The sequence below is a fragment of the Joostella sp. CR20 genome (assembly GCF_038433465.1).
In the GTDB taxonomy this organism is placed as follows: Bacteria; Bacteroidota; Bacteroidia; order Flavobacteriales; family Flavobacteriaceae; genus Galbibacter.
Map to the genome: position 1 here is coordinate 36,145 of NZ_JAESVF010000006.1, position 22,091 is coordinate 58,235.

Here is a 22,091-nt window from a genome sequence, read left to right on the forward strand (position 1 = left end):
CTTTATTTTAATGTATCTTTAGTGTTAGAAAAAATGGAGGAGAATTTTTACATTTTGTAAATACTATATTTGTTAAAAAAACATTCTTGTGGGAAGAAAAAGCATGACCGATCAGCGTAGAAAAGAAATCATAAAATCTTTTTATAACGTTGCCAAAAAAATTGGACTTGAAAATGCATCGATTGCCAAAGTAGGTGATGAGATGGGTATTAGTAACGGACTAATAATGCATTACTTTAAAACGAAAGACGATTTACTGATTGGTTTAAATGAATATATTCTGGAACGTCATCTTAACATTGTAAGCTCTAAAGAAGGTGGTTCAATAACTTCTGAAGCTGATTTACGAAATTTTATAACTAGTTTATTTTCAAGAAAATGGAATCGATATTTTGACGATGGAGTGTTTTATAGCTGTTATGCTTTAGTGTATAGAAAGCCCGAGTTTAATAGTAGTTTTAAACAATATTTAGAGTCGTTGCATGAAGTTTTAAAAGCAAAATTGGTAGAAGCACATCAAAACGGAGTCATTAAAAACAATAATATTGATGAAGTTACCGAAGTAATTTTTGCACTTATAGATGGTGGATATTACTACTTAGGGCTATTTAATGAAAATGAAGAATCGTATAAAAAACAGGTAAATATTTATGTTACCTATGCAGTAAATTTGTTAGACTTATCTTGATTTTATTAGTTTAAAAACTGCATAAAAAGCAATTATTCCCCATATTAAATTTACAACGACATTTGGATAATCCGACAAATAAAGTCCATTTATAACCAAGCAAACGGCTCCTGAAATGTTAAGTAAATGATAAGTTTTATTTTTTGCTGAAAGTTTTTCAATACTTAAAAGAAAATAAGCAATGATAAAAAGTAAAGCTCCAATCCAACCAATTATATTATGTATCTCCATCGCTAACTAACCTATAAACTTCTTTTGTTGCTCTGGAGTGGGGATAGGGCATTCGTCCTTTTTACCAAACCATTTATAGCGGTTATTTGCAATTAAAATGTAAACACTATCGCGAATACTGCTTGGAAGTATGTAGTTAAATACATTTAGCAAACTCCAAAATCCGCCTAAATCCTTTGCAATTTCAATAGCTGCAGAAGATTTTGTGTAATATGCTACACCAGGTTCGATTAATACAATGGAATCTGTTTCGACTGGATTTATGTTTCTTTCTGCCAAAAGTTGTTTTCCCAATTCACTTTGTAAAGAAGCAAAACGAAAAACATCCTTTGAGTCTCGTTTTATAATAAATTGAACTGAGTTATTGCACAAATTGCAAACACCATCAAAAAGTACAATTTTTTTTCCGCTCTCTAGTTCCATAAATTATTAGTTATCCTCGTATAATTCGATTGGCAAATCATCGGGGTCGTTAAAAAAAGTAAAGCGTTTTCCTGTAAATTCGTCAATTCTTATAGGCTCTACATTGATATTATACTGCTGAAGTTTTGCTACAGCCGACTCTAAATTAGTTACTTGAAATGCCAAATGGCGCAACCCAGTAGCTTCAGGTCTTGACACTCTACTTGGTGGATTCGGAAAAGAAAACAACTCAATAATGTAGTTTCCGTTTAGTGCCAAATCTAGTTTATACGAATCACGCTCTTCTCTGTACACTTCTTGTAAAACGCTAAGTCCTAAAACTTCAGTATAAAAACGTTTAGATACTTCGTAATCAGAACAAATTATCGCGATATGGTGAATTTTACTTAGCAATTTAATATATAATGTAAAACGGTTTTAGCTTCGTTTAGTGTAAGTTATAATAATTCTTCAAGACCAAAATGTAGCAAGTTCTTTCTTGTTTACTAACTTCTTTCTTTCAACCAATTTAAAAGCGAGTAAAAATTTTGTGGAGCCACGCCATGACCAACTGGAAATTCTTCATAGGTGTGTTTTACCTGTAATGCTTCTAAAAATGGGGCTGTTTTACGAGCCCATTCCACTGGAATTACTTGGTCTACACTTCCGTGCGAACAGTAAAAATCGATTGAACTGTGGTCTTTAGTTTTATAATTTTCAGCAAAAATATTTTCGTTTATATAACCACTTAATGCTATTACATTTTTCACCTTCTCAGGGTAGGATAGTGCTACTGCATAACTCAATATGGCACCTTGACTAAAACCCAATAAAGTAACATTATTGCTATCAAGGTTGTAGGCTTTACAAGCTTCATCGATAAAATTGGCAATCAATATTCTCGATTGTTTGGCTTGTTCATCGTCGCTCCATTTTCCGTCTTCAGCATCAAAATGTATTGCATACCAAGCATGACCATACGGCATTAAATCGTAGGGCGCACGAACAGATATAATACAAAGTTCATCTGGCAATTCCGAAGCAAAAGAAAAAAGGTCTTCTTCATTACTTCCGTAACCGTGAAACATAAACAAAACAGGCGCATTTTCTGTTGTGTTTTTTGGTGCTTTAATGATATGTTGTAAAGAAAGTGTTTGTGTTTGCAAAGCGAATATTTTTTATTTGATGAACGTAAACCACTGCTGAAAATACTTTCCGAGTAGCGGAACTTCGGTATATTTATTTTGTAGCATTCCTATAAAACCATAAATCCATAAAATGGAAATGAAAAGGTAAAATGCTGATGAAATCATCCACGAATCAAAATTTCCAACTAAATAACCTAAAAGAAGAAATGTGATACTCAGTCCAAATCCTTGGCGGATGTGAAATCGAGCAAAAGGATTTTGTTTGTCTAAGTTCATAAATATAGCGATAACAGCGCCTAAAAGCATTAAATAGCCAATAATTGCTGTAACTTTTCCTTCACTTTCTATATTTGATTCCATGAGTTAGTTTTTTTAATTTTCCTGAATTAAAACTTGGTTGTTGGCAATTATTCCGTAGGCTTTTCCTTTTAATTCTGCTCCAACAAAAGCACTGTTTTTGGATGTTGAAAGGATGTGTTTTTCAGAAAAAGTATAAGTCTCATCAGGATTAAAAAGAGTAATATTTGCTTTTACACCTTCTTTAATTCCTTCGGAAGTTAAGCCGAACCTTTTTCTAGCAGTTGTTAATAATTCAACTGCTTTTTCAGTAGTAACAACATTTTGTAAAGCTCCAAAAGCACTTTCTAACCCAATAGTCCCGTACATGGCATGGTCAAACTCAACCTTTTTCTGTTCGGTGTCAAGTGGGTTGTGGTCGGATGTTACAAAATCAATAACACCTTCGTTTAATGCATTCACTAAAGCTTCTGTGTCCGTTTTTGTACGTAACGGAGGTAAAACCTTGTAATTTGTATCGAACTCAACCAAACTATCGTCGGTTAAAACTAAATTATGAATGGCAACACTACAACTCACATCTAAGCCTTTTTTTTTGGCTTCTTTGATAAGATTAACCGATTTGGCGGTTGAAATGGTTGGAATGTGTAATTTCCCGCCTGTGTATTCTAAAATATATAAATCGCGCGCTATTTGTAATTCTTCAGCCAGTGCGGGAATTCCTTTTAGTCCGAGTCGTGTACCATTAACTTCTTCGTTTACAATTCCTTTTCCAGCTATTTTATTTTCCTGCGGAAATGAAAGCACCAAACCATCAAAATTTTGGGCATATTGCAAAGCAATTTTTAGCAAATTCGGATTCGAAACAGGCTTTTGATAATCGCCAAAAGCAACTGCTCCTGCATTTTTCATATCAAAAAGTTCGGCCAAATCTACACTTTCACTTTTAATAGTTAAAGCGCCAATAGGGTGTAGGTCTGTTGCTTTTCCAAAGGCTTTTGCTTTTAAAAATCCGATATCGGCATTGGTGTCGGCAATTGGAAATCCGTTTGGATTCACAGCAATCCCCGTAAAACCACTTAATCCCGCTGTTTGGAGTCCGTTTGCAATAGTTTCGCGTTCTTCATGCCCAGGCTCCCCAATACTTACACTACTGTCAAACCAACCTTCAGAAACATGAAGATTGTCGTATGAAATAACTTTTGTCTCGTTGTTGGGAGTGATGGAAGCATCAATTTTAGAAATCATTCCGTTTTCAATAAGAATGTCTTTTGTTTGCAGGTGATACTCACTGTTGGGCGCTATTATTTTAGCCGACTTTACAAGGATATTCATTTAAAATATTTTAGGATGAGCAGTTCGATACATAAAAATATCAATGCAAAAATAACAAACCATTTCCAAAGCTCATCGACATTGTTTTCACTTTTTACATTTTTAAAAACCGAAGCAATGTCTTTAAAACTTTTTTCAGGCTGGATTGTATTGATATCGAGATAATTTAAATCGCTTTCGTTTCTGTTGATGTTGTAACTCACCATTGAAATAGGTGTTTTGTCTTTTAAAACGTCAAAATTTCCAGCTGTATTTGGCATTTCGGAAGTAGTGATGCTTGTGTAGTTTCCAAAGTTTTGTTGTAGCGGAATAAAAGAAGATTCATCGTTTTCAATAGCAACTATTTCGTCTTTAAATAAGTTTACTTTTACATTGAAAGTATTGGAGTTTCCAATAGTGTAATACAGCGCCGGAAGCGAAATACTTTGCTTGGCAATGTTATACATGGTTGGAACAATTAACGGCGATTGCTGAAAGTTACTTCCCTCTTTATTTAATGACGACGTAAATGTATAAACGCGATTGTTTTCGGCTAAAAACGGAGTGCTATCAGCATATGAAATTACATTGTTAAAAGTTCCAGAAAGTGGATAACTAGCCGATACTTTTGGATACTGAAAATTGCTTACTTTTTCTTCAAAAACATTACTAAAAAGTGGGTGATTAAAACTTATATTGGTAATTTGTTTTTCTGCTACTGAAAGATTTTCAAAAGAAGTGTTGTTTAAATTTTTAAATAGTTGATTATATGAATTTAAATCACTTTTACTTGAAGTGATAGTTAAAATAAAAACTCCTTGTTTATGAACTTCAGTTAAGATGTTTTTTAGCGCTGTTGGAATTGTTGTTAATTCGTTTAAAACAATCAAATTCTGCTCAGGTAATTCGTTGTAGTTTAGTGTTGATAATGTGCTACTTTTATACTGAAATTCATCATCCGTAAAGATTCTTTTTAAATACGCATCATCCGATTCGTTGATGCTTAACACATTTACTTTTTCTGGTTCATTTATAGAAAAATACAAAGTGTTGTCGTACGGAAGGGCGTGGTCATCGATGGTGATTTTTCCTTTTATTTTTTCTGCAGGAATTGTAAAACTTGCCGTGCCAGAAGTATTGGTGAAGTTTACAGTAGTTTTTGCAATTAATACTTCATCATTAAACAAAGAAATCGGAATAGTTTGCGACGTTTCACCAGTTAAACCAACTTCTAGCGTATAATTATCAACATTGGTTTTACTAATAAAAACCGTATCGATGCTAATATTCTCTTTATTTACAGGTTTTAGTTGCACAAAATAAGGAGAAGAATTTATAAGATTTTCTGGTACTGTTCGCTTTTGGAAATCAGAAATTACGATGAAATTGTTTACTGCATCTTTTTCAGAAAACATTTGATTTCCCTTCAATAAAATCTCATTCAAATCTAATTGTGTACCGCTGTACGGCGTAGCTAAAAGCTCGTTTTTTATAGCTGAAAGCTGTACATTTTTATAGCTTTCGGTATTGGTGAAAATCGAAAATGTTTCGGTTTTAGGAATGTTTTCTAATAACTGATTGACCGCTCTTTGTAGCATAGGACCTTGATTGCCTTGCATTTCCATGCTATACGAATTATCAAGGTAAATAACCGTTTCTTTAGCTGTGTTTTGTATGTTTCTGTTTGAAAAATAGGGTTGTGCAAAGGCAAAAATCAAACAAGCCAATGTTAATAATCTCGCTAAAAGTACCAACCATTTTTTTAAACGAGAACTCTTGCGTGTTTGTAAACTAAGTTGTTTTAAAAAGGCAACATTGGTAAATGCTTCTTTTTTAAATTTTCGGAGTTGAAATAAGTGAATGAGAATTGGAATGATAAGTAAAAATAGCGCCCATAGAATTTCTGGATGTTTAAATTGCATTCCTAAAAGTTATAAGTTTCATTCAAATATACAATTAAAGCCTATTCCGTAGAAAGAAATATAATCAAAAAAAGAACCGCCAAGTTATAAAAATACTTAGCGGTTTATTTGTGTTGTTTTAGAAATCTTTAATTTCCTTTTAAAACTGTTTTAATATTTAGCAGGCTTATTTTGGTTGGAAGTAGACAAAATAAAAGCTCTAATATCGTCGTTGGCTGTTTTTAAATCTTCTTTTCGAAGATACATCATGTGTCCGCTTCGGTAACCTTTAAACTGAATTCTATCTTTAAATTTCCCCGCCTGATCCATTTGCCACATACTGTATTTGGTATTGAAATAAGTTGTAGCACCGTCGTAATAACCTGTTTGGTATAAAATATTCAAATATGGGTTTTCTGCCATTGCTTGACGTAAGTTGTCGCGAGTATTGTCTTTGTCCAAATCCCAAGGATGTACATCGCCAAACATTTTGTACTGAAAATCGGTTTTAAACTTTAAAACTTCTTGTAAATAATAATTTATTGCTGGTGTAAAAGAATGTAACCACGATTTTAATTCGGCATTATAATCTGGGCTATTTCCAGCATCCATTTTGTCGATTCCTAAGTATCTAGAATCTAATCGTCCAATGGTAAAACCGCGATCTCTCAACAATTCTTTCCAGTAAAAAGAAGTTGGAATATCTAAATTATGCTGAAGAATAGAAGACTCTGAAAGTCCAGAATATCGAGCCATTTGTTTGGCTACGTTTTGTTTTTCTGCTGAAGAAATAGAACCCCCTTTCGCCATAGCAGGAATTAAGGTGTTTACGGTATAATTTTCAACTTCAGGAAGTACTTCTAGCAAATCTTTCTGTTGTAAATCGGTAGGAAGTGCTTTATTGTGCCATGCGGCCGCTGCATAATACGGAAGATTTAAAGCAGATGAAACAGGGCTATCTACACGTAAAACTTTATAATCGGCTGGCGACACCATAATTACCCCGTTTAGGTACATCCACTCTCTATCCTGTAAGGCTAAACTTAACCCGGCAACTCGAGTTCCACCATAGCTCTCACCGATGATGTATTTAGGCGAACGCCAACGGTTATTGCGTGTTACAAAGGTCGTAATCCATTCTGCTAAATATTTAATATCGGCGTTTATTCCGAAGAATTTTTTACGGTCTGGATATTTACCTTCCTTATCCGCTATCATTCTTGAATACCCAGTATTTACAGGGTTTACATAAACAATATCGGCTACATCTAGAATCGAATTTGGATTGTCTTTTACTCCGTAAGGTTGAACAGGATATCCTTCTTCATCAATATTTAAAATTTTCGGACCTGTATAAGCAATGTGCATCCATACAGAAGCCGAACCTGGACCTCCGTTGAACGAAATTAAAAGCGGACGGTTGCTGTTGTCTTCAATATCTGTACGAAAATAGTAGGTGTGGAAAAGCGTAGCAATTGCGTTTCCGTCTTCATCCCAAACAGGCAAAGTCCCTGTGTTAGCTTGGTAACTTATCTTTTTTCCGTTAATAGTAACTTGGTGTTTGGTAGCTACAATGCTATCGGCTGGAAGGTTTAGTTTTTGCGAATTTACTGCCAAAGTACAGCATAGAAACACGCATACTGAAAGTAATTTTTTGAACATGTAGTAGAGGATTTTTTGATTAAGAAACGAAAATAAGAAAAAAAGGTTGGTTATAATATTCCTTCTTTGTCAATCGATTAAAACTTTTCAAAAACACCTAACCCATACAGCGCAAAATCATATTTTACAGGATCTGTTGGGTCTAGTTTTCTCAAGTTGTTGTCGAGTTCAGCGAGTGCTTTTGCATCGTTTTGTTTACGTTTTAAAAGTCCTAGTTTTCTAGCAACATTTCCAGAGTGCACATCGAGCGGGCAGGAGAGAAGTGCTGGTGAAATACTTTTCCAAATTCCAAAATCTACACCCGCATTATCTTGCCGTACCATCCAACGTAAAAACATATTGATACGTTTTGCTGAAGAACCTTTTAGAGGGTTTGAAACGTGCTTTTGAGTTCTTGAAAGGTGTGGTATTTCGAAAAAAATATTTTTAAATTCGGCAATGGAAGGTTGCATAGAAGTTTTGCTTGAGTGATTTTTAAACACCGTTTCCAAACCTCCGTGATTGGTATAAATATGTTGTAAGCTTTTTATAAACTGAATAAAATCGTGACCGTTAAAAGTACGATGGACAAAAGGGAGTAACGCTTCTAGATTATCATCGGAATGATGCATAACAAAATCGAATGGAGAATTCCCCATAAGCTGCATCATTTTTTTAGCATTGTTAATAATGCTTTTTCGGTTTCCCCATGCAATGGTGGCCGACAAAAAACCTGCAATTTCAATATCTTCTTTTTGATGAAAAGAATGTGGAATCTGAATAGGATCTGACGTTATAAAGTCTAAATTATTATAAAAATCTACCTTTTCGTCTAAAAATTCTTTTAATTCTGCTTGTTTCAATTTCATACAATTTGAAGTAAAATGTATTTAAAGTTTGATTAAAATTCAATCTATAAATAATTTTTTGTTGAGGAGTCATTCCGAAGAAAGTTCGAGGAGGAATCTCATGGTTATGTGATTTCTCGTCGCTCAAACTTCACTCCATCGAAATGATATAATTTTACAACTAGTCAACAATATTTCCATCGACCATGGTGAGCTTTCTATCAGCCATGTTCGCCAAATCTTCATTGTGAGTAACAATTACAAATGTTTGTCCAAATTGAGCTCTCAACTCAAAAAACAAATTATGAAGCCTGTCGGCACTTTCAGAATCTAAATTTCCGCTAGGCTCATCAGCAAAAACTATAGAAGGGTTGTTTATCAAAGCCCTTGCCACCGCAACTCGTTGTTGCTCTCCGCCAGACAATTCGTTTGGTTTGTGATTAATTCGATGCGATAATCCCAAAAACTCTAAAAGTTCTTTCGCTCTTTTTTCGGCTTCGGCTTTTGAGGTGTTTTTTATAAAAGCAGGAATACAAACATTCTCCAAAGCTGTAAATTCGGGTAACAATTGATGAAACTGAAAAATAAATCCGATATGCTCGTTACGAAATTTTGCAAGTTCTTTATCGCTCAACTTACTCGTTTCGGTATTGTTAATTTGAAGCGCTAAACCTTCAGTTTTATCAGGTTTATCTAGCGTACCAAGTATTTGTAGTAAAGTAGTTTTTCCGGCGCCAGAAGCTCCTACAATCGAAATAATTTCTCCTTTTTCAATCGAAACATCAACGCCCTTTAAAACTTCTAAAGAACCAAATGTTTTGCGAATGTTTGTGGCTTTTATCATAAACTCATCTAAAGTTGCTAAGGTACGTATTCAAGATAAAAAACAAAAGGACTTTGCAAAAGTGTATCTGTTTGAAAAAATATTTTCTATAAGGGGAGTTAAGTCGTAATTTTTCAATATATTTTCCGTTAGGAAATTTAATCTGATTCATTTCATTTGAAAAAGAATTGAATTCAGAAATAAAAAAATAAGCTATAAGATGAACTATAAATGTTTTGAAGAATACAATATTGAAGCAACAACGTCTATCAAAGAAAAATACGAAAGTATAATTGCTAATATTGGTGAAGATGCGTCGAGAGAAGGACTTGTAAAAACACCAGAAAGAGCTGCTAAAGCAATGCAGTTTTTAACGCAAGGATACGACCAAGATGCTTCGGAAATCTTAAAAGGAGCCATGTTTAAAGAGGATTATAACGAAATGGTTATCGTGAAAGATATCGAGTTGTATTCGCTTTGCGAGCACCATTTATTGCCTTTTTTTGGGAAAGCCCACATTGCATATATTCCAAACGGACACATTGTTGGATTGAGTAAGTTACCGCGAATTGTAGATGTTTTTGCAAGACGTTTACAAGTGCAAGAACGCTTAACACACGATATTTTGGAATGCATAAACAATACACTAAAACCTCAGGGAGTTGCTGTAGTTATTGAAGCTTCGCATATGTGTATGATGATGAGAGGTGTGCAAAAACAGAACTCAGTAACAACCACTTCTGGATTTAGAGGACAGTTTGAAAAGATTGAAACTCGAAATGAATTTTTAAAACTGATTAGCTCAGATTTAGCTTAATTCAAAACAGATTCACATTTATAAATGCAAGATGAACGATAAATATAAAAAGCTGTTTCTCGGACTTTTATTGGATGCTATCGGAATGGTTTCCTTTGTTATTCCTGGAATTGGAGAATTTTCGGATATTATTTGGGCGCCAATTTCTGCATGGTTGATGACAAAAATGTACAAAGGAAAAATAGGGCAGGGCGCTGGATTGATAACTTTTATAGAGGAAATAGTGCCAGGGCTAGATGTTATTCCAACTTTTACACTTACATGGTTGTATACCTATGTGTTTAAAAAGGAAAAAAGTGCACAACCTTCATAAAAAAATGGCTGTTTGAGATACTTTCCAAACAGCCATTTTTATTAAAATTATATAAACTAAAACAGTATGTTTAGAAAGGCATCGAAAGTCCGAAATTAATATTTCTCCCGATGTTGTAAATTCCGTCTGTTTTTAATCTTGACAAGTGAGAAACATAAGTTTTGTCGAAAAGATTATTTGCTGAAACCTTCAATTTAAAAGGCTGATTAAATGCTTTTAATGTGGCTCCAAGTCCTAAGTTTACTAATGAATATCCACCAGTGCGAGTTTCAAAATCTCCAGGATTTTCTTGATCAAATACATTTTGAAGTGTTACAAAAGCATATTTATTGGTAATGTTTTCTCCATCAAACTCAACTCTTAATGTATTCGATAGCTTGTTAGCAGGAATCAATGGTAAGTACGCATCCGTATCTGATAATTTCCCAGTTACAGTTTCAAAAGTACTTTCCAAATGCAACCAATCTAACGGATGCGGGTGTAAGTGGAGTCCTATTTCACCACCATAAAGCTTACTATCATCTTGCACATATTGGTAAACAGGATCTTCATCTATAAAATCGCCTGTTGGCTGTAAATAAATATAATCGCTTACGTTGTTGTAAAATCCGTTTACAAAAAATTCGATATGCTCATTTCCGTATTCAAAAGAAATGTCTGTTTGGAAGTTTTGTTCATTATTTAAAGTTTCATTTCCAGTTTCATATCTATTAGCTCCGCTATGACCACCATTGGAAGTCAGCTCTGCTAAATTTGGAGCTCTAAATCCGGTTGCGAGATTTAAACGCGCAATAATATTTTTAGCAATGGTAACACGGTAACCCGCAGAAACATTAAAACTATTAAAGTTTCTGTCTAAAGCACCAATGTAGGCTTCTGAACCAACTTCCCCAGTTTCTTTTGCATCGATTTTACGAGTGTCGTAACGAAAACCTAACTGAATATCGCTATTTTTCATGTGGTAATGCGTGGTTGCCATAGCACCGAAATCAGTTGTGGTAGCATCTGGAATTAACACTTCTTCACCGTAATTTTCGTTGGTTTGGTTCATTCCTTGTACCCCAACAACGGTTTCAAACTTCCCTAATTTTGGCATGTGGTACAGCACATTATAACTCAAGGTATGTAATTTCATGTTTAGCGCTGGTTCATCTCCATGTTCGTGTTCATCCCCATGTTCATCTTCGTCATGGTCATGATCCTCTTCATCCTCATGATGATGTTCGTGTTCATCTTCATCTTCAAACTCTTTTCTGTTATTAGCAATATACCCCAAAGTAATGTCTAGGCTACTGTTATCAAAGAAAAGTGTGTTTTTCATACTGATGATATGATTGGTGATTTCTTGATAAGGAAGTAGTGGGTCACGGTCGTTGTTTTGAACTCCAATTTCTTCTGGAATTCCTAAATTAGAACGATTAAAATTGTAACGAACCTCTGTTTTAAAGTTTCGGTCTTGATAACCAAATCCAGATTTTACATCATATTCATTAAAGCGTGAGTTCGTAGCATTAATTCCACTTCCGTCTTCATAATCGGTATGCGAACCATAAGCCCCTCTAAGTAAAAATTTAAGTTTTTCACCAGAAGTTTTAAAACCAGCATTGGCAGTAATTCCTTCGGTATTTGTGTAGTAATTAAGGTTTACATCGGTATCGGTGCTATCTTGCGTAGCAAAGCGCTCAGGGTTTAAATATAAAACACCTCCAAGTGCATCCGAACCGTAGAGTAGGGAAGCAGGCCCTTTTATAACTTCAACACTTTCAATACCAGCGTCGTTCACACCAAGTCCGTGTTCCCCTCCAAATTGCTGATTTTCCAAACGAATTCCTTGAGTGTACACCAAAACTCTATTGGAGCTCAATCCTCTAATTACGGGTTTTCCAATACCGACACCAGTGCTTAATGTTTCCACACCGCTTATTTCAGAAATCCCATCCGAAAGCGTCATTGCACCTTTGGTTTTTAGTGTTTCAACACTTTGTCGTTCCACTTTCATTACGTTTTCACTTTGTAATTTATGGAATGGGGTAGAAACAATTACTTCCTCCATTTCTATTGCTGAAGGTGTTAATTGAATGGTAAATTCTGTTTGTCCGTTAATAGTGGTCGAACTCGAAAAAGTTTTAAATCCGATAGAAGAAACTACAATTTTATAAGTTCCCTGCGGAAGATTTTCCAAAACGTAATGTCCGCTTTCATCGGTACTTGTTCCTTTTTCTAGTTGAGGCAAATAGATGTTTGCAAATGGAATAGCTTCATTTGATTGTTCATCTATAACAGATCCGCTAATGGTGTTTTGAGCAGATAAAAAATATGTTGTGCTAAAGAAAAGCACAAACAATACAATATTTTTCATGTTTGTTTAATTATTTTATAAAGTATAAAAGAAGATTATTTGTGTTGATTTTATTCAGAAATACAATGAATATACAAACTAGTATATTTTTTTAAAACGTATTATTATAAAATACAAATAACTATTATTAAGTATATTAAATATGTTTAATTGAATCGTTACTTCAATATTGTTTTCAGTAGATTTAAATGAAATTTGTTGGCGGGGCGCGAAGTGAACAATCTAATTTCCTATAACTATTTAAGAAGATATAGTGATTGTAGTTTTGTTCTGGAGGAAATGAAATTACTTCAAAAGTAACTACTTCAGGAACATAATTTATTTGCTGATGATGATGAAATTTGTAAAGCTGACAATCAATATCTGTTTGATGAAAATGTGTTTTCACATGTTCATTACATTCAACATGACTGTGCTCTAGAAAAAAATGTGAAAACTTTAAAGCAGAAGGAATTAATATTGCTGAAACAAGCAACATCAATAAAAACCCAACTAATATTTTTTTAAAGTTTTCCAATGATTAGATTTTAATTCCCATGCGTCTTAGCATCTTCTTTTCAAAGTTCCAAAAAAACTTAAACTGACCGAAAAGCCATCCGAAGCAAACTAATAAAACTTGGTAAACAGGAAAGATTAATAAAATTCGAACAATCCAATAAAAAATAGGATGTAAGGAATCGGGGTGTAAGCCAATAAACTCGGTAATCGGGCCAGCAACTTTAGCTGCTGTAGAGCCTGTTACTGCAAAAACTATAAAAATTACAGCCAATTGAAAATTGGAAGTAATACCCCAGCGTTCTTTTAATTTTTCCATGAATTAATTTTCAATGCAAATATAATTGAATTTATCTGCAAGTGAAACTATCTCGGTTTTTATGAATAATTAAATATTTAGGGAGAATATTTATATTTTTATGAAAACTAAATTTGAATATCCGAAATGTATCATACTAATATTAAAATGTCAGGTCGAGCGGAGTCGAGACCCTATTTAAAGCTATTAAGCCAAATATCCTTTCTACTCCGCTCGAGGTGACAGTGCATTATGATAGATTACGGACAATCACAATACTAAAACTACTAATTTATGCATCGAAGAGACTTTGTTTCGAAAACATTCTTGGCTTCCGCAACTTTAATTGGAGGAACAACCATTGTTTTTGGAAAGTTCATGCCTAAAAATTACACTCCGTTACTTTTACAAGACCCAGATCCTTTTACACTTTTCAAAAAAAACAAGGATATGCTTGTTTTAAATGATAAGCCATGGAATATTGAGTCGAGAGCTCATTTGTTGAATGATAAAATCACTCCCAATAGCTCGATGTTTGTTAGAAATAATGGCTTGCTACCCGAGCAAATTGATGAAGATAATTGGATGCTCACAATTGATGGGGAAGCGGTAGAAAACGAAACAACTTTTACTTTATCTGAACTTAAATCGAAGTTTAAACAGTACACTTATCAGCTTACATTAGAGTGTGGTGGTAATGGACGTAAAGAATTTAATCCGCCTGCAAAAGGAAATCAATGGGGCGTAGGGGCTGTACATTGTGCAAAATGGACAGGAGTTAGACTTGCCGATGTTTTAAAAGTCGTAGGAGTTACTTCGGAAGCTGTATATATTGGTTACCATGCGGCCGACATACATTTAAGTAGAACACCAAATAAAGAGCCTATTTCTCGCGGTTGCCCAATTGAAAAAGCGATGCAAAACGAAACCTTACTAGCTTTTGAAATGAATGGAGCGCCGATACCTGTAGCTCATGGATTTCCATTGCGATTAGTAGTTGGCGGATGGCCAGCATCTGTTTCAGGAAAATGGATTAACCGCATTAGCATTAGAAATAAAGTTCACGACGGAGAAAAAATGAATGGGCAAGCATATAGAGTGCCATGTAAACCTGTTTCTCCAGGCGAAAAAGTTGCCGATGAGGATATGTGTATTATTGAGTCGATGCCCGTAAAATCGTTGATTACATACCCAAAAACTGGTGCTATGCTAAAATTAGGACAAACACTTAGGTTTAACGGTCATGCTTGGGCGGGCGATTTAGAGGTAGAAAAGGTTGAGTTTTCTATTGATTTTGGAGCCACTTGGCAATTGTGTGAATTAGAAGCACCTGTAAATAAACATGCGTGGCAACATTTTTCTGGTACAACCAATTTCCCTACCGAAGGCTATTACGAATTGTGGGCTAGAGCAACAGACTCTCAAGGGAAAAGTCAGCCTATGGTGTTACCTGGATGGAACCCAAAAGGCTATTTAAACAATGCTTGCCATCGAATTGCTCTAAAAGTAAGTTGATATGCAAAACAATCATTTTTTAAAAGAAATCAAAAAACTGATTAATAGTTTGGTCTTTTTTGTAATATCAATCATCGGGATTTCATTTTTCATCTTACTTGTTTTGTTTTATCCTGAAGCTTTTATTTTTCAGAATAATTCAGAAGAAAAAATAACAGAACAGGAGTTCCCAACATCAGAAACAAAAGTAGAAGGGATAAAAAACGGAATACATACTGAAACAGGATTTGTGGAAGGCAAAGGACTTAATGCCGTTATAGAAAACTGCACAAATTGCCACTCAGCTAAATTAGTTACTCAAAACCGAATGACTCGCGAAGGTTGGCTTTCGACAATTAGATGGATGCAACAAACCCAAAATTTATGGGATTTAGGAAAAGATGAAGCTACAATTCTCGATTACCTTTCAACCAACTATGCACCAACCGATTCTGGTAGAAGACCAAATTTGGAGGTTCAAGAATGGTATGAGCTCAATTAGAAATATAGTTTTAAAAATATATTACTGTAAAAGAAAAAGTAAGTTAGTTACCTTTTCTTTTTAACAGCTTCAACAAGTTCTAATTTTTCTAAATCGGTAGTTGTGGTAAACATTCCGTAGTTAACAAGCGCTTTGCCTTTTTCAATTTTATCGATACTTCCAACCGATTTACTGTCTATTAAGCGCACTCGATCGCCAACTTTTAAAATGTGTTTAGGCTTTTCGGGTTGTTTAGCTTTTTCAACTTTTTCTTTTTTCTTTTTTTCTCGAATTACCTTAACTTCTTTTTGTACTTCAGCTTCAACAGCTTTTTTCTTGGCGCGTTCTTCTTTCTTTTTAGCGGCCGATTCTTTTTTACGCTTTGAGTTTTCGGTTTCTACAATCCGAAGAAATTCAGAAATTAAAGGACGCTTCTTTTTATTGATAAAATAACTCTCGGATATATCGTTAATTTTATTTCCGAGGTAAATCATACGCTGATTATGGTCGTACAACTGCTGGTAATTTTCGAGTTTCGCTTTGATTTTTACATTGAGTTCTTCCAAACGTTTAGCTTCATCGCGAGCTTTGTCTTCTTCTTCTTTTAGATTACTCGATGTTTTTTCCATTTTACTACGTTGCTTTTGTAGCTTAGCAATGGTGGCGTCAAAACGCACTTTTCCGCGTTCAATTTTTTTCTTAGCCCGATTGATTAAGCTGTACGGAATTCCGTTTTTCTGAGCAACTTCAAATGTAAACGAGCTTCCTGCTTCGCCTAAAACCAATTTAAAAACAGGTTCCAAAGTACGGTTGTCAAAACGCATATTGGCGTTGGTAGCGTGGGGGAGTTCGTTGGCGAGTATTTTTAAATTTGCGTAATGCGTAGTGATAATTCCAAAAGCTTCACGCTCGTAAAATACTTCTAAAAATGTTTCTGCCAGCGCTCCTCCAAGTTCAGGGTCACTCCCAGTACCAAACTCATCAATTAAAAATAGCGTTTCGCTATTACATTTCCGAAGAAAATAATTCATGTTTTTTAAGCGATAGCTATAAGTACTCAGGTGATTTTCGATAGATTGATTATCGCCAATATCCGTTAAAATGGTATCAAACAAACACATTTCGCTTCGTTCATGCACAGGTACTAAAAGTCCGCTTTGAAGCATTACTTGTAAGAGCCCAACAGTTTTTAAGGTGATACTTTTCCCTCCAGCATTCGGTCCAGAAATAACAATAATCCGATTTTCTGGATGTAATTCGATTGTCTGCGGATACGTTTTTGCGCCCTTTGCTTTGTTTGTGAGATACAGCAAAGGGTGGTAAGCATCGATAATATTAAAATGTCTTTCTTCTGAAATTTTAGGCAAAAGCGCATTCATTTTATCGGCATACTTTGCTTTGGCAGCAACTACATCAATCTGTGTTAAAAACGCCTGATAATCGATTAACAAGCTTCTATACGGACGAAGAAAGTTGGTGAGTTCTTTTAGTATTTTCTGAACTTCTTCTTTTTCCTCGTATTCCAAATTATTGAGTTCCCTATTGTAATGTCGAGTCGCTTCAGGTTCAATATACACAATACTTCCCGTTTTAGAATTCCCCATAATAGCGCCTTTTACACGCTTGCGATACATCGCTTTTACCGCCAAAACACGACGATTGTCAATAACGGTTTCTCTAATGTCGTCCAAAATTCCTGCGGAAGCATAACTGCTAAGCGCACCTGTAAAACTCTGATTGATTTTTCCGCGAACCAAATTTATCTCTTTTCTGATATTGAAAAGGGCAGGAGAAGCATCGTCTTTAATTTCTCCAAACCGATCGATAACATGTTCTATTTTTTGCTGAATTTCTTTGGTGAATTCTATTTCCTGAGCCAGTGAATGTAGTGTAGGATAGTATTCGTGAAACTTTTTATAAAATTGAATATGATTGTTTACCGTAACCGAAATTGATGAAATTCTTCTAAATCCTTCAACTTCAACCACTGTATTTTCAATACCTAATAACTGAATTTCTTTTGAAATAGCATCAAAATAATGAGGCGGAATACTATTGTTGTTTTCAAATGAAGCTAGATATTCATTTGTTAGATGCAAAGAAGTGAGCAACTGCTCCTTTTTGCGAAAAGGTTTTATGTCTAAAGCACTCTCCTTTCCTTGTTCGGTGATACAAATTTCTGAAACTTGCATGAGTACTTTGGAAAACTCGAGGTCTTGTAAGGTTTTTTCGTGTATTTTATTCATATAGATAAACTCCCAAAACGTTGGATTTAGGCAAATTTACGGACTAATTTAGACTTACAAAGTAATTTTCTAATTGTTCTACGGAAGTGAAGTGTTGATACTTCTGCTGAATATAAATTTAGTTTAATAAATATTTATAATTTGTTAATATCATTATTTCATTTTTGTCTTGACACAAAAACGAAACAAACCTGCCTGCGGAAGGCAGGAAAGTCAAGACTGATTAAAAAAGCATTAAAAATCTACGGAAACATCCACCACAGATTAAAAGAACTCACTTTGTTCAAACAGCTTTTAATCTCTTATCCATCCTGCTTCCTTGATTTTCTTCACTTTTTTAATAGGTCAGTTTCCATAAACATAAAAACCATCCTAATTGAGTTTTGGTATTTATTGTAATTCATCTTAACAAAAAAGAAAATTGATAAAAGTTCTTTATTTTTTCAGTTCGTTTGAAACCTATATTTTTACGCTGAAAACAATACCAAATGAATTTAACCATCCATCCTAGTTGGGAAACTGTTCTGCAAGAAGAATTTACCAAAGATTACTTTAAAGAATTAATGTCTTTTGTAAATGAAGAATACAACACAAATGTATGTTACCCTCCAAAAGCTGATATTTTCAAAGCCTTTAACGCTTGTTCGTTAGATGCGGTGAAAGTTGTAATTATTGGTCAAGACCCGTACCACGGTCTAAACCAAGCCAACGGATTGGCATTTTCGGTACAAGATGGAGTGAAACATCCACCGTCTTTAGTAAACATTTTTAAGGAATTAGAAACCGACATCTTAAAACCATACCCTGTAAGTGGAAATCTGGAAGCATGGGCAGAACAAGGAGTTTTATTACTCAATGCGACTTTAACAGTAAGAGCACATGAAGCGGGAAGTCACCAAAACCAAGGATGGGAAACTTTTACCGACGCAGTGATTAAAACCATTTCTCAAGAAAAAAGTAATGTTGTTTTTCTACTTTGGGGAGGTTATGCAAAACGCAAAGTAAAGCTGATAGATACACAAAAACACCATGTGTTAACAGCTGGACATCCGTCGCCATTAAGCGCCAACAGAGGATATTGGTTTGGCAATAAGCACTTCAGTGAAACTAACAAAATTTTAACCGAAATAGGGCAGAAGTCTATAAATTGGTAATATTTCGAATACTAAACTACAATAAATTAAACTACAATAAATTAAACTACCTAAATTACTACTATGATTAAATTTATGCGAGCAATTTTGTTTTGCACGATTACATTTTCTTCTATTTATGCTCAGAATGATTTTGAGGTTATTATGAATAATATTCAGCAAATAAATAGAGAACAACTTACAGATATTTCAAAACTAGATTCTACTGTAAAAAAATACAATTCAACTTATAAAAGTGAAGGCTATTGGACTGATGTTGATTATGAAACTGCGAGTAAAACATATTGGTACCCATTAAATCATTTAGTTAAAACAGCAACCTTAGTAGATGCCTATGTTAATCCAGGAAGTACATTTTATAAGGACTCTGAATTGTTTTCAAGAATTTCTAAAGCTCTAGAATATTGGAATCAAAGAAATTTAAAATCTAAAAGTTGGTGGTTTAATCAAATTGCGACTCCGCAAAAGTTGGGAGAATTATTAATTATACTTCGTCAAGGAGAACAACAACTCGATAAAGATTTAGAAGTATCATTACGTGAGAAAATGAAGCGTGGAAATCCTTTTTACAGAACTGGTGCTAATAAACTTGATATAGCCCTACATTTTATTTATTATGGATGTTTAGCTGAAGACGAACGAATCTTAAAAGTTGGAGTAAGTCAATCTTTTGAGCCATTGAGATTGTCTGAAGAAGATGGAATTCAGTATGATTATTCTTATCAACAGCACGGAGATCAATTGTATATTGGTGGGTACGGAGAGGTATTGGTAAACACAGAAGTAAAGGTTGCAAAATATTTACAAAACACTTCTTATGCATTGTCTGGCGAGCAATTGGCAATTTTTAGAGACTTCATTATAAACACTTATTTAAGAGTACACAGAGGGAAGTATATGGATTTTACGGTTAATGGTCGGTCTATAAGTCGTAAAAACAACACCAATAAAGAAGGGTTTAAAAATATATTAGCAGACTTAATAAAAATAGATCCATTGTATGCTGAGATTTATGAGGATGCCATACTTCGATTTACAGATTCTTCAAAGGTTGGAAATGGAGTAAAACAACAACTTACTCATTATTGGATTTCAGATTATACTTTATACAATTCTCCAAAATTTGACTTTTCTGTTCGTACCGCATCAACAAGAACATCTAAATCGGAAACGGGAAATGGAGAAAGTTTAAAAAGTCATTTTGTAGCCGACGGAGCTACTTGTATTCGTGTGGATGGAGATGAATATTACAATATCTTTCCTATTTGGGAGTGGAATAAAATTCCAGGGGTAACAGCTCCAGAAACTTCTCAGTTTCCAAAACGGAAGCATTGGGAAGACAAAGGTACGTCTACATTTACTGGCGCCGTTACAGATAGTATCTACGGAGTGACAACGTATGTGCTGAATGAATATAATACTTCAGCAAAAAAAGGTTGGTTTTTCTTTAAAGATGAAGTTGTTTGCTTAGGAGCAGGGATTACTTCAACAGCAGAAGAGCCTATTTTAACTACTATTAATCAGAGTTTATTAGATGGCACTGTTTCTATTTCTTCTGAAGAAAAAATATCAAACCTAGGTAAGAATGAAAAGTTAGATTTGAATGCTGTAGATTGGATTTTTCATGATAAAATAGCCTACTTTTTTCCAGAGGAAGAGCATGTGACAATTTCTAATAAAGCACAAAGCGGAAGCTGGGCTTCTATAACTAAGACTGGAGACAAATCATTAATTTCAGAAGAAGTGTTTACATCGTATATATCTCATGGGAAGAAGCCAAATAATCAATCATACGCGTATATCGTAGCACCAGGTTTGACAACAATTTCTGAAGTTAAAATGTTTGATGAAGATGATTTGCAAATTCTTCAAAATACAGAAAAGCTACAGGCTGTTTACAAAAAATCTGAAGGTGTTTATCAAATTATCTTTTATGAAGCAGGTACATTTAAAGATAAAAGCGTAAAAATATCTGTTGATGCTCCGTGTGTTATGTTGGTGAAAGGTTCAAGTTCAGAAACAATTAAAATTTCCGTAGCCGATCCAAGTCAGTTAAAATCAACATTAAATATTCAAGCTAAATTTCCAAAGCTCAAAGGGAAAATAGAAAAAGAAATTATATTTCCGCAGGGGAATTATAAAGGTTCTAGCACATCTATAATTTTAAAATAGAAACTGAGTTACATTGGAAAATACCAAAAAGAAGGCTGTCCTATTAATATACAAGACAGCCTTCATTTTATGAATTATAAATGCTCTTAAAGAGTTACATTTTGCACAATTTCATTATACGAAACCGAATGGTCTATAATATTTAAAAGTGCTAATTGTTCTTGAATATTTTTAATCATAATTGGAGAGATATTTTCTTGACTCCAACGTGTTATAGAAAGCCACTCTTGGATGTCTTCAACTTTCTGCTCATATCTATTCGCTAACATTCTGTCGATACTTGGGATATCTTTAAAATCTTCAGTATACGTATTTATTACTTCAAGTATATGCGAAATCAATGAAGCATTTTTATTTAAAACTTCTTCACGTACCGCAATTACAAAACATGGCCATGGAGTAGGGCAGTCGCTAATTCTTCTAAAAATACCTTTGTCTACCAACGGTTTTGTGGTGAAGTGCTCCCACATGAAATAATCGGCAGTACCATTTGTTAGCGCATCTACGGCGCCATTAATATTATTAACAACTTCAAACTTTAAATCGTTATGATCCCAACCATTATTGTTTGCGTTTACATACGCCATTAAATGACTTCCACTTCCGTATCTAGAAATAGCAGTGGTTGTGTTTTTTAAATCATTTAGAGTTTTATGATTTGATTGTGCGCCTACGTGAATACCCCAATACAATGGCGATTGCACAAAAACTTGTACAATTTTTGAAGGATTTCCGCCAACTATATCTTTTACAATACCTTCGGTAAGAATAATTGCAATGTCGGTAGTTCCTTCACGGAGCATATTGCACATTTTACCTGTTCCTTCTGGAACATCTGTCCATTCTAAATCGATTCCTCTTTCTTCAAAAGCACCTTCTTCGATTGCTAAATGCCAAGGTAAATTAAAGTGTTCTGGAACACCTGCAATTTTAATTGTCTTCATATAGCTGTTTTGTATGTAAGCAATA

Annotated in this window: 22 protein-coding genes; 7 read left to right on the top strand and 15 right to left on the bottom strand. The window is 34.3% G+C overall.

The window, feature by feature from the left end:
• Positions 1 to 88: 88 nt before the first annotated feature.
• Positions 89 to 688 carry a TetR family transcriptional regulator gene (locus JMA43_RS09350; protein ID WP_342156237.1) on the top strand — a complete coding sequence of 200 codons (600 nt, stop codon included), beginning with the start codon at positions 89 to 91 and terminating at the stop codon, positions 686 to 688.
• Here the strand turns inward: JMA43_RS09350 and JMA43_RS09355 are convergent.
• The 10 genes from JMA43_RS09355 to JMA43_RS09400 form a co-directional block, all read right to left on the bottom strand.
• Entirely contained in the window at positions 680 to 919 is a 240-nt protein-coding gene (locus JMA43_RS09355) for a CBU_0592 family membrane protein (protein WP_342156239.1), read from the bottom strand. The genes JMA43_RS09350 and JMA43_RS09355 overlap by 9 nt on opposite strands.
• Before the next feature lie 6 nt (positions 920 to 925).
• Positions 926 to 1,342, bottom strand: coding sequence for a thiol-disulfide oxidoreductase DCC family protein (locus JMA43_RS09360; protein WP_342156240.1), 417 nt, complete (start codon positions 1,340 to 1,342; stop codon positions 926 to 928).
• A 6-nt stretch (positions 1,343 to 1,348) separates the two neighbouring features.
• Positions 1,349 to 1,735, bottom strand: a complete 387-nt coding sequence (gene gloA2, locus JMA43_RS09365) for an SMU1112c/YaeR family gloxylase I-like metalloprotein (RefSeq protein WP_446719401.1) — start codon at positions 1,733 to 1,735, stop codon at positions 1,349 to 1,351.
• Between the two features lie 92 nt (positions 1,736 to 1,827).
• Positions 1,828 to 2,487, bottom strand: coding sequence for an alpha/beta hydrolase (locus tag JMA43_RS09370; RefSeq protein WP_342156241.1), 660 nt, complete (start codon positions 2,485 to 2,487; stop codon positions 1,828 to 1,830).
• A 12-nt stretch (positions 2,488 to 2,499) separates the two neighbouring features.
• The gene (locus JMA43_RS09375; RefSeq protein ID WP_342156242.1) at positions 2,500 to 2,829 is read right to left on the bottom strand and encodes a hypothetical protein; all 330 of its coding nucleotides are present in this window, start codon (positions 2,827 to 2,829) and stop codon (positions 2,500 to 2,502) included.
• Positions 2,830 to 2,841: 12 nt separating this feature from the next.
• A complete protein-coding gene (locus tag JMA43_RS09380) occupies positions 2,842 to 4,101 on the bottom strand; it encodes a dihydroorotase (protein WP_342156243.1) in 1,260 nt (419 codons plus the stop codon).
• A complete protein-coding gene (locus tag JMA43_RS09385; protein WP_342156244.1) occupies positions 4,098 to 6,002 on the bottom strand; it encodes a BatA domain-containing protein in 1,905 nt (634 codons plus the stop codon). Before JMA43_RS09385 ends, JMA43_RS09380 begins: the two co-directional genes overlap by 4 nt.
• A 150-nt stretch (positions 6,003 to 6,152) precedes the next feature.
• Positions 6,153 to 7,643 (bottom strand): S10 family peptidase, encoded by a 1,491-nt coding sequence (locus JMA43_RS09390; protein ID WP_342156245.1) that lies wholly within the window; start codon positions 7,641 to 7,643, stop codon positions 6,153 to 6,155.
• A gap of 77 nt (positions 7,644 to 7,720) precedes the next feature.
• Positions 7,721 to 8,485 carry a TIGR02757 family protein gene (locus tag JMA43_RS09395; RefSeq protein WP_342156389.1) on the bottom strand — a complete coding sequence of 255 codons (765 nt, stop codon included), beginning with the start codon at positions 8,483 to 8,485 and terminating at the stop codon, positions 7,721 to 7,723.
• 166 nt (positions 8,486 to 8,651) lie between these two features.
• The gene (locus tag JMA43_RS09400; protein ID WP_342156246.1) at positions 8,652 to 9,314 is read right to left on the bottom strand and encodes an ABC transporter ATP-binding protein; all 663 of its coding nucleotides are present in this window, start codon (positions 9,312 to 9,314) and stop codon (positions 8,652 to 8,654) included.
• A gap of 199 nt (positions 9,315 to 9,513) precedes the next feature.
• On the opposite strand from JMA43_RS09400, the gene folE reads away from it, so the two are divergent.
• Both folE and JMA43_RS09410 read left to right on the top strand, forming a co-directional pair.
• Positions 9,514 to 10,110, top strand: a complete 597-nt coding sequence (folE, locus tag JMA43_RS09405; RefSeq protein WP_342156247.1) for a GTP cyclohydrolase I FolE — start codon at positions 9,514 to 9,516, stop codon at positions 10,108 to 10,110.
• Positions 10,111 to 10,141: 31 nt separating this feature from the next.
• Positions 10,142 to 10,423: a hypothetical protein gene (locus JMA43_RS09410; RefSeq protein WP_342156248.1), complete on the top strand. Its 282-nt coding sequence runs from the start codon at positions 10,142 to 10,144 to the stop codon at positions 10,421 to 10,423.
• 70 nt (positions 10,424 to 10,493) lie between these two features.
• Here JMA43_RS09410 and JMA43_RS09415 read toward each other — a convergent pair whose 3' ends face one another.
• The 3 genes from JMA43_RS09415 to JMA43_RS09425 form a co-directional block, all read right to left on the bottom strand.
• Positions 10,494 to 12,782 carry a TonB-dependent receptor gene (locus tag JMA43_RS09415; protein WP_342156249.1) on the bottom strand — a complete coding sequence of 763 codons (2,289 nt, stop codon included), beginning with the start codon at positions 12,780 to 12,782 and terminating at the stop codon, positions 10,494 to 10,496.
• A gap of 184 nt (positions 12,783 to 12,966) precedes the next feature.
• Entirely contained in the window at positions 12,967 to 13,299 is a 333-nt protein-coding gene (locus JMA43_RS09420) for a hypothetical protein (protein WP_342156250.1), read from the bottom strand.
• A gap of 3 nt (positions 13,300 to 13,302) precedes the next feature.
• Positions 13,303 to 13,596, bottom strand: coding sequence for a DUF6787 family protein (locus tag JMA43_RS09425; RefSeq protein WP_342156251.1), 294 nt, complete (start codon positions 13,594 to 13,596; stop codon positions 13,303 to 13,305).
• Between the two features lie 273 nt (positions 13,597 to 13,869).
• On the opposite strand from JMA43_RS09425, the gene JMA43_RS09430 reads away from it, so the two are divergent.
• A complete protein-coding gene (locus JMA43_RS09430; protein WP_342156252.1) occupies positions 13,870 to 15,090 on the top strand; it encodes a sulfite oxidase in 1,221 nt (406 codons plus the stop codon).
• Position 15,091: 1 nt separating this feature from the next.
• On the top strand, positions 15,092 to 15,571 hold the full coding sequence (locus JMA43_RS09435; RefSeq protein WP_342156253.1) for a monoheme cytochrome C: 480 nt from the start codon (positions 15,092 to 15,094) through the stop codon (positions 15,569 to 15,571).
• Between the two features lie 47 nt (positions 15,572 to 15,618).
• Here the strand turns inward: JMA43_RS09435 and JMA43_RS09440 are convergent, their stop codons facing one another.
• Complete coding sequence (locus JMA43_RS09440; protein WP_342156254.1) at positions 15,619 to 17,796, bottom strand: endonuclease MutS2; 2,178 nt, start codon at positions 17,794 to 17,796, stop codon at positions 15,619 to 15,621.
• A 488-nt stretch (positions 17,797 to 18,284) separates the two neighbouring features.
• Here JMA43_RS09440 and JMA43_RS09445 point away from each other — a divergent pair, with 488 nt between their 5' ends.
• Entirely contained in the window at positions 18,285 to 18,950 is a 666-nt protein-coding gene (locus JMA43_RS09445; protein WP_342156255.1) for a uracil-DNA glycosylase, read from the top strand.
• 63 nt (positions 18,951 to 19,013) lie between these two features.
• Positions 19,014 to 21,122, top strand: a complete 2,109-nt coding sequence (locus tag JMA43_RS09450) for a polysaccharide lyase 8 family protein (RefSeq protein WP_342156256.1) — start codon at positions 19,014 to 19,016, stop codon at positions 21,120 to 21,122.
• A gap of 86 nt (positions 21,123 to 21,208) precedes the next feature.
• Here the strand turns inward: JMA43_RS09450 and JMA43_RS09455 are convergent, their stop codons facing one another.
• Complete coding sequence (locus JMA43_RS09455) at positions 21,209 to 22,066, bottom strand: substrate-binding domain-containing protein (RefSeq protein WP_342156257.1); 858 nt, start codon at positions 22,064 to 22,066, stop codon at positions 21,209 to 21,211.
• Between the last annotated feature and the right edge of the window lie 25 nt (positions 22,067 to 22,091).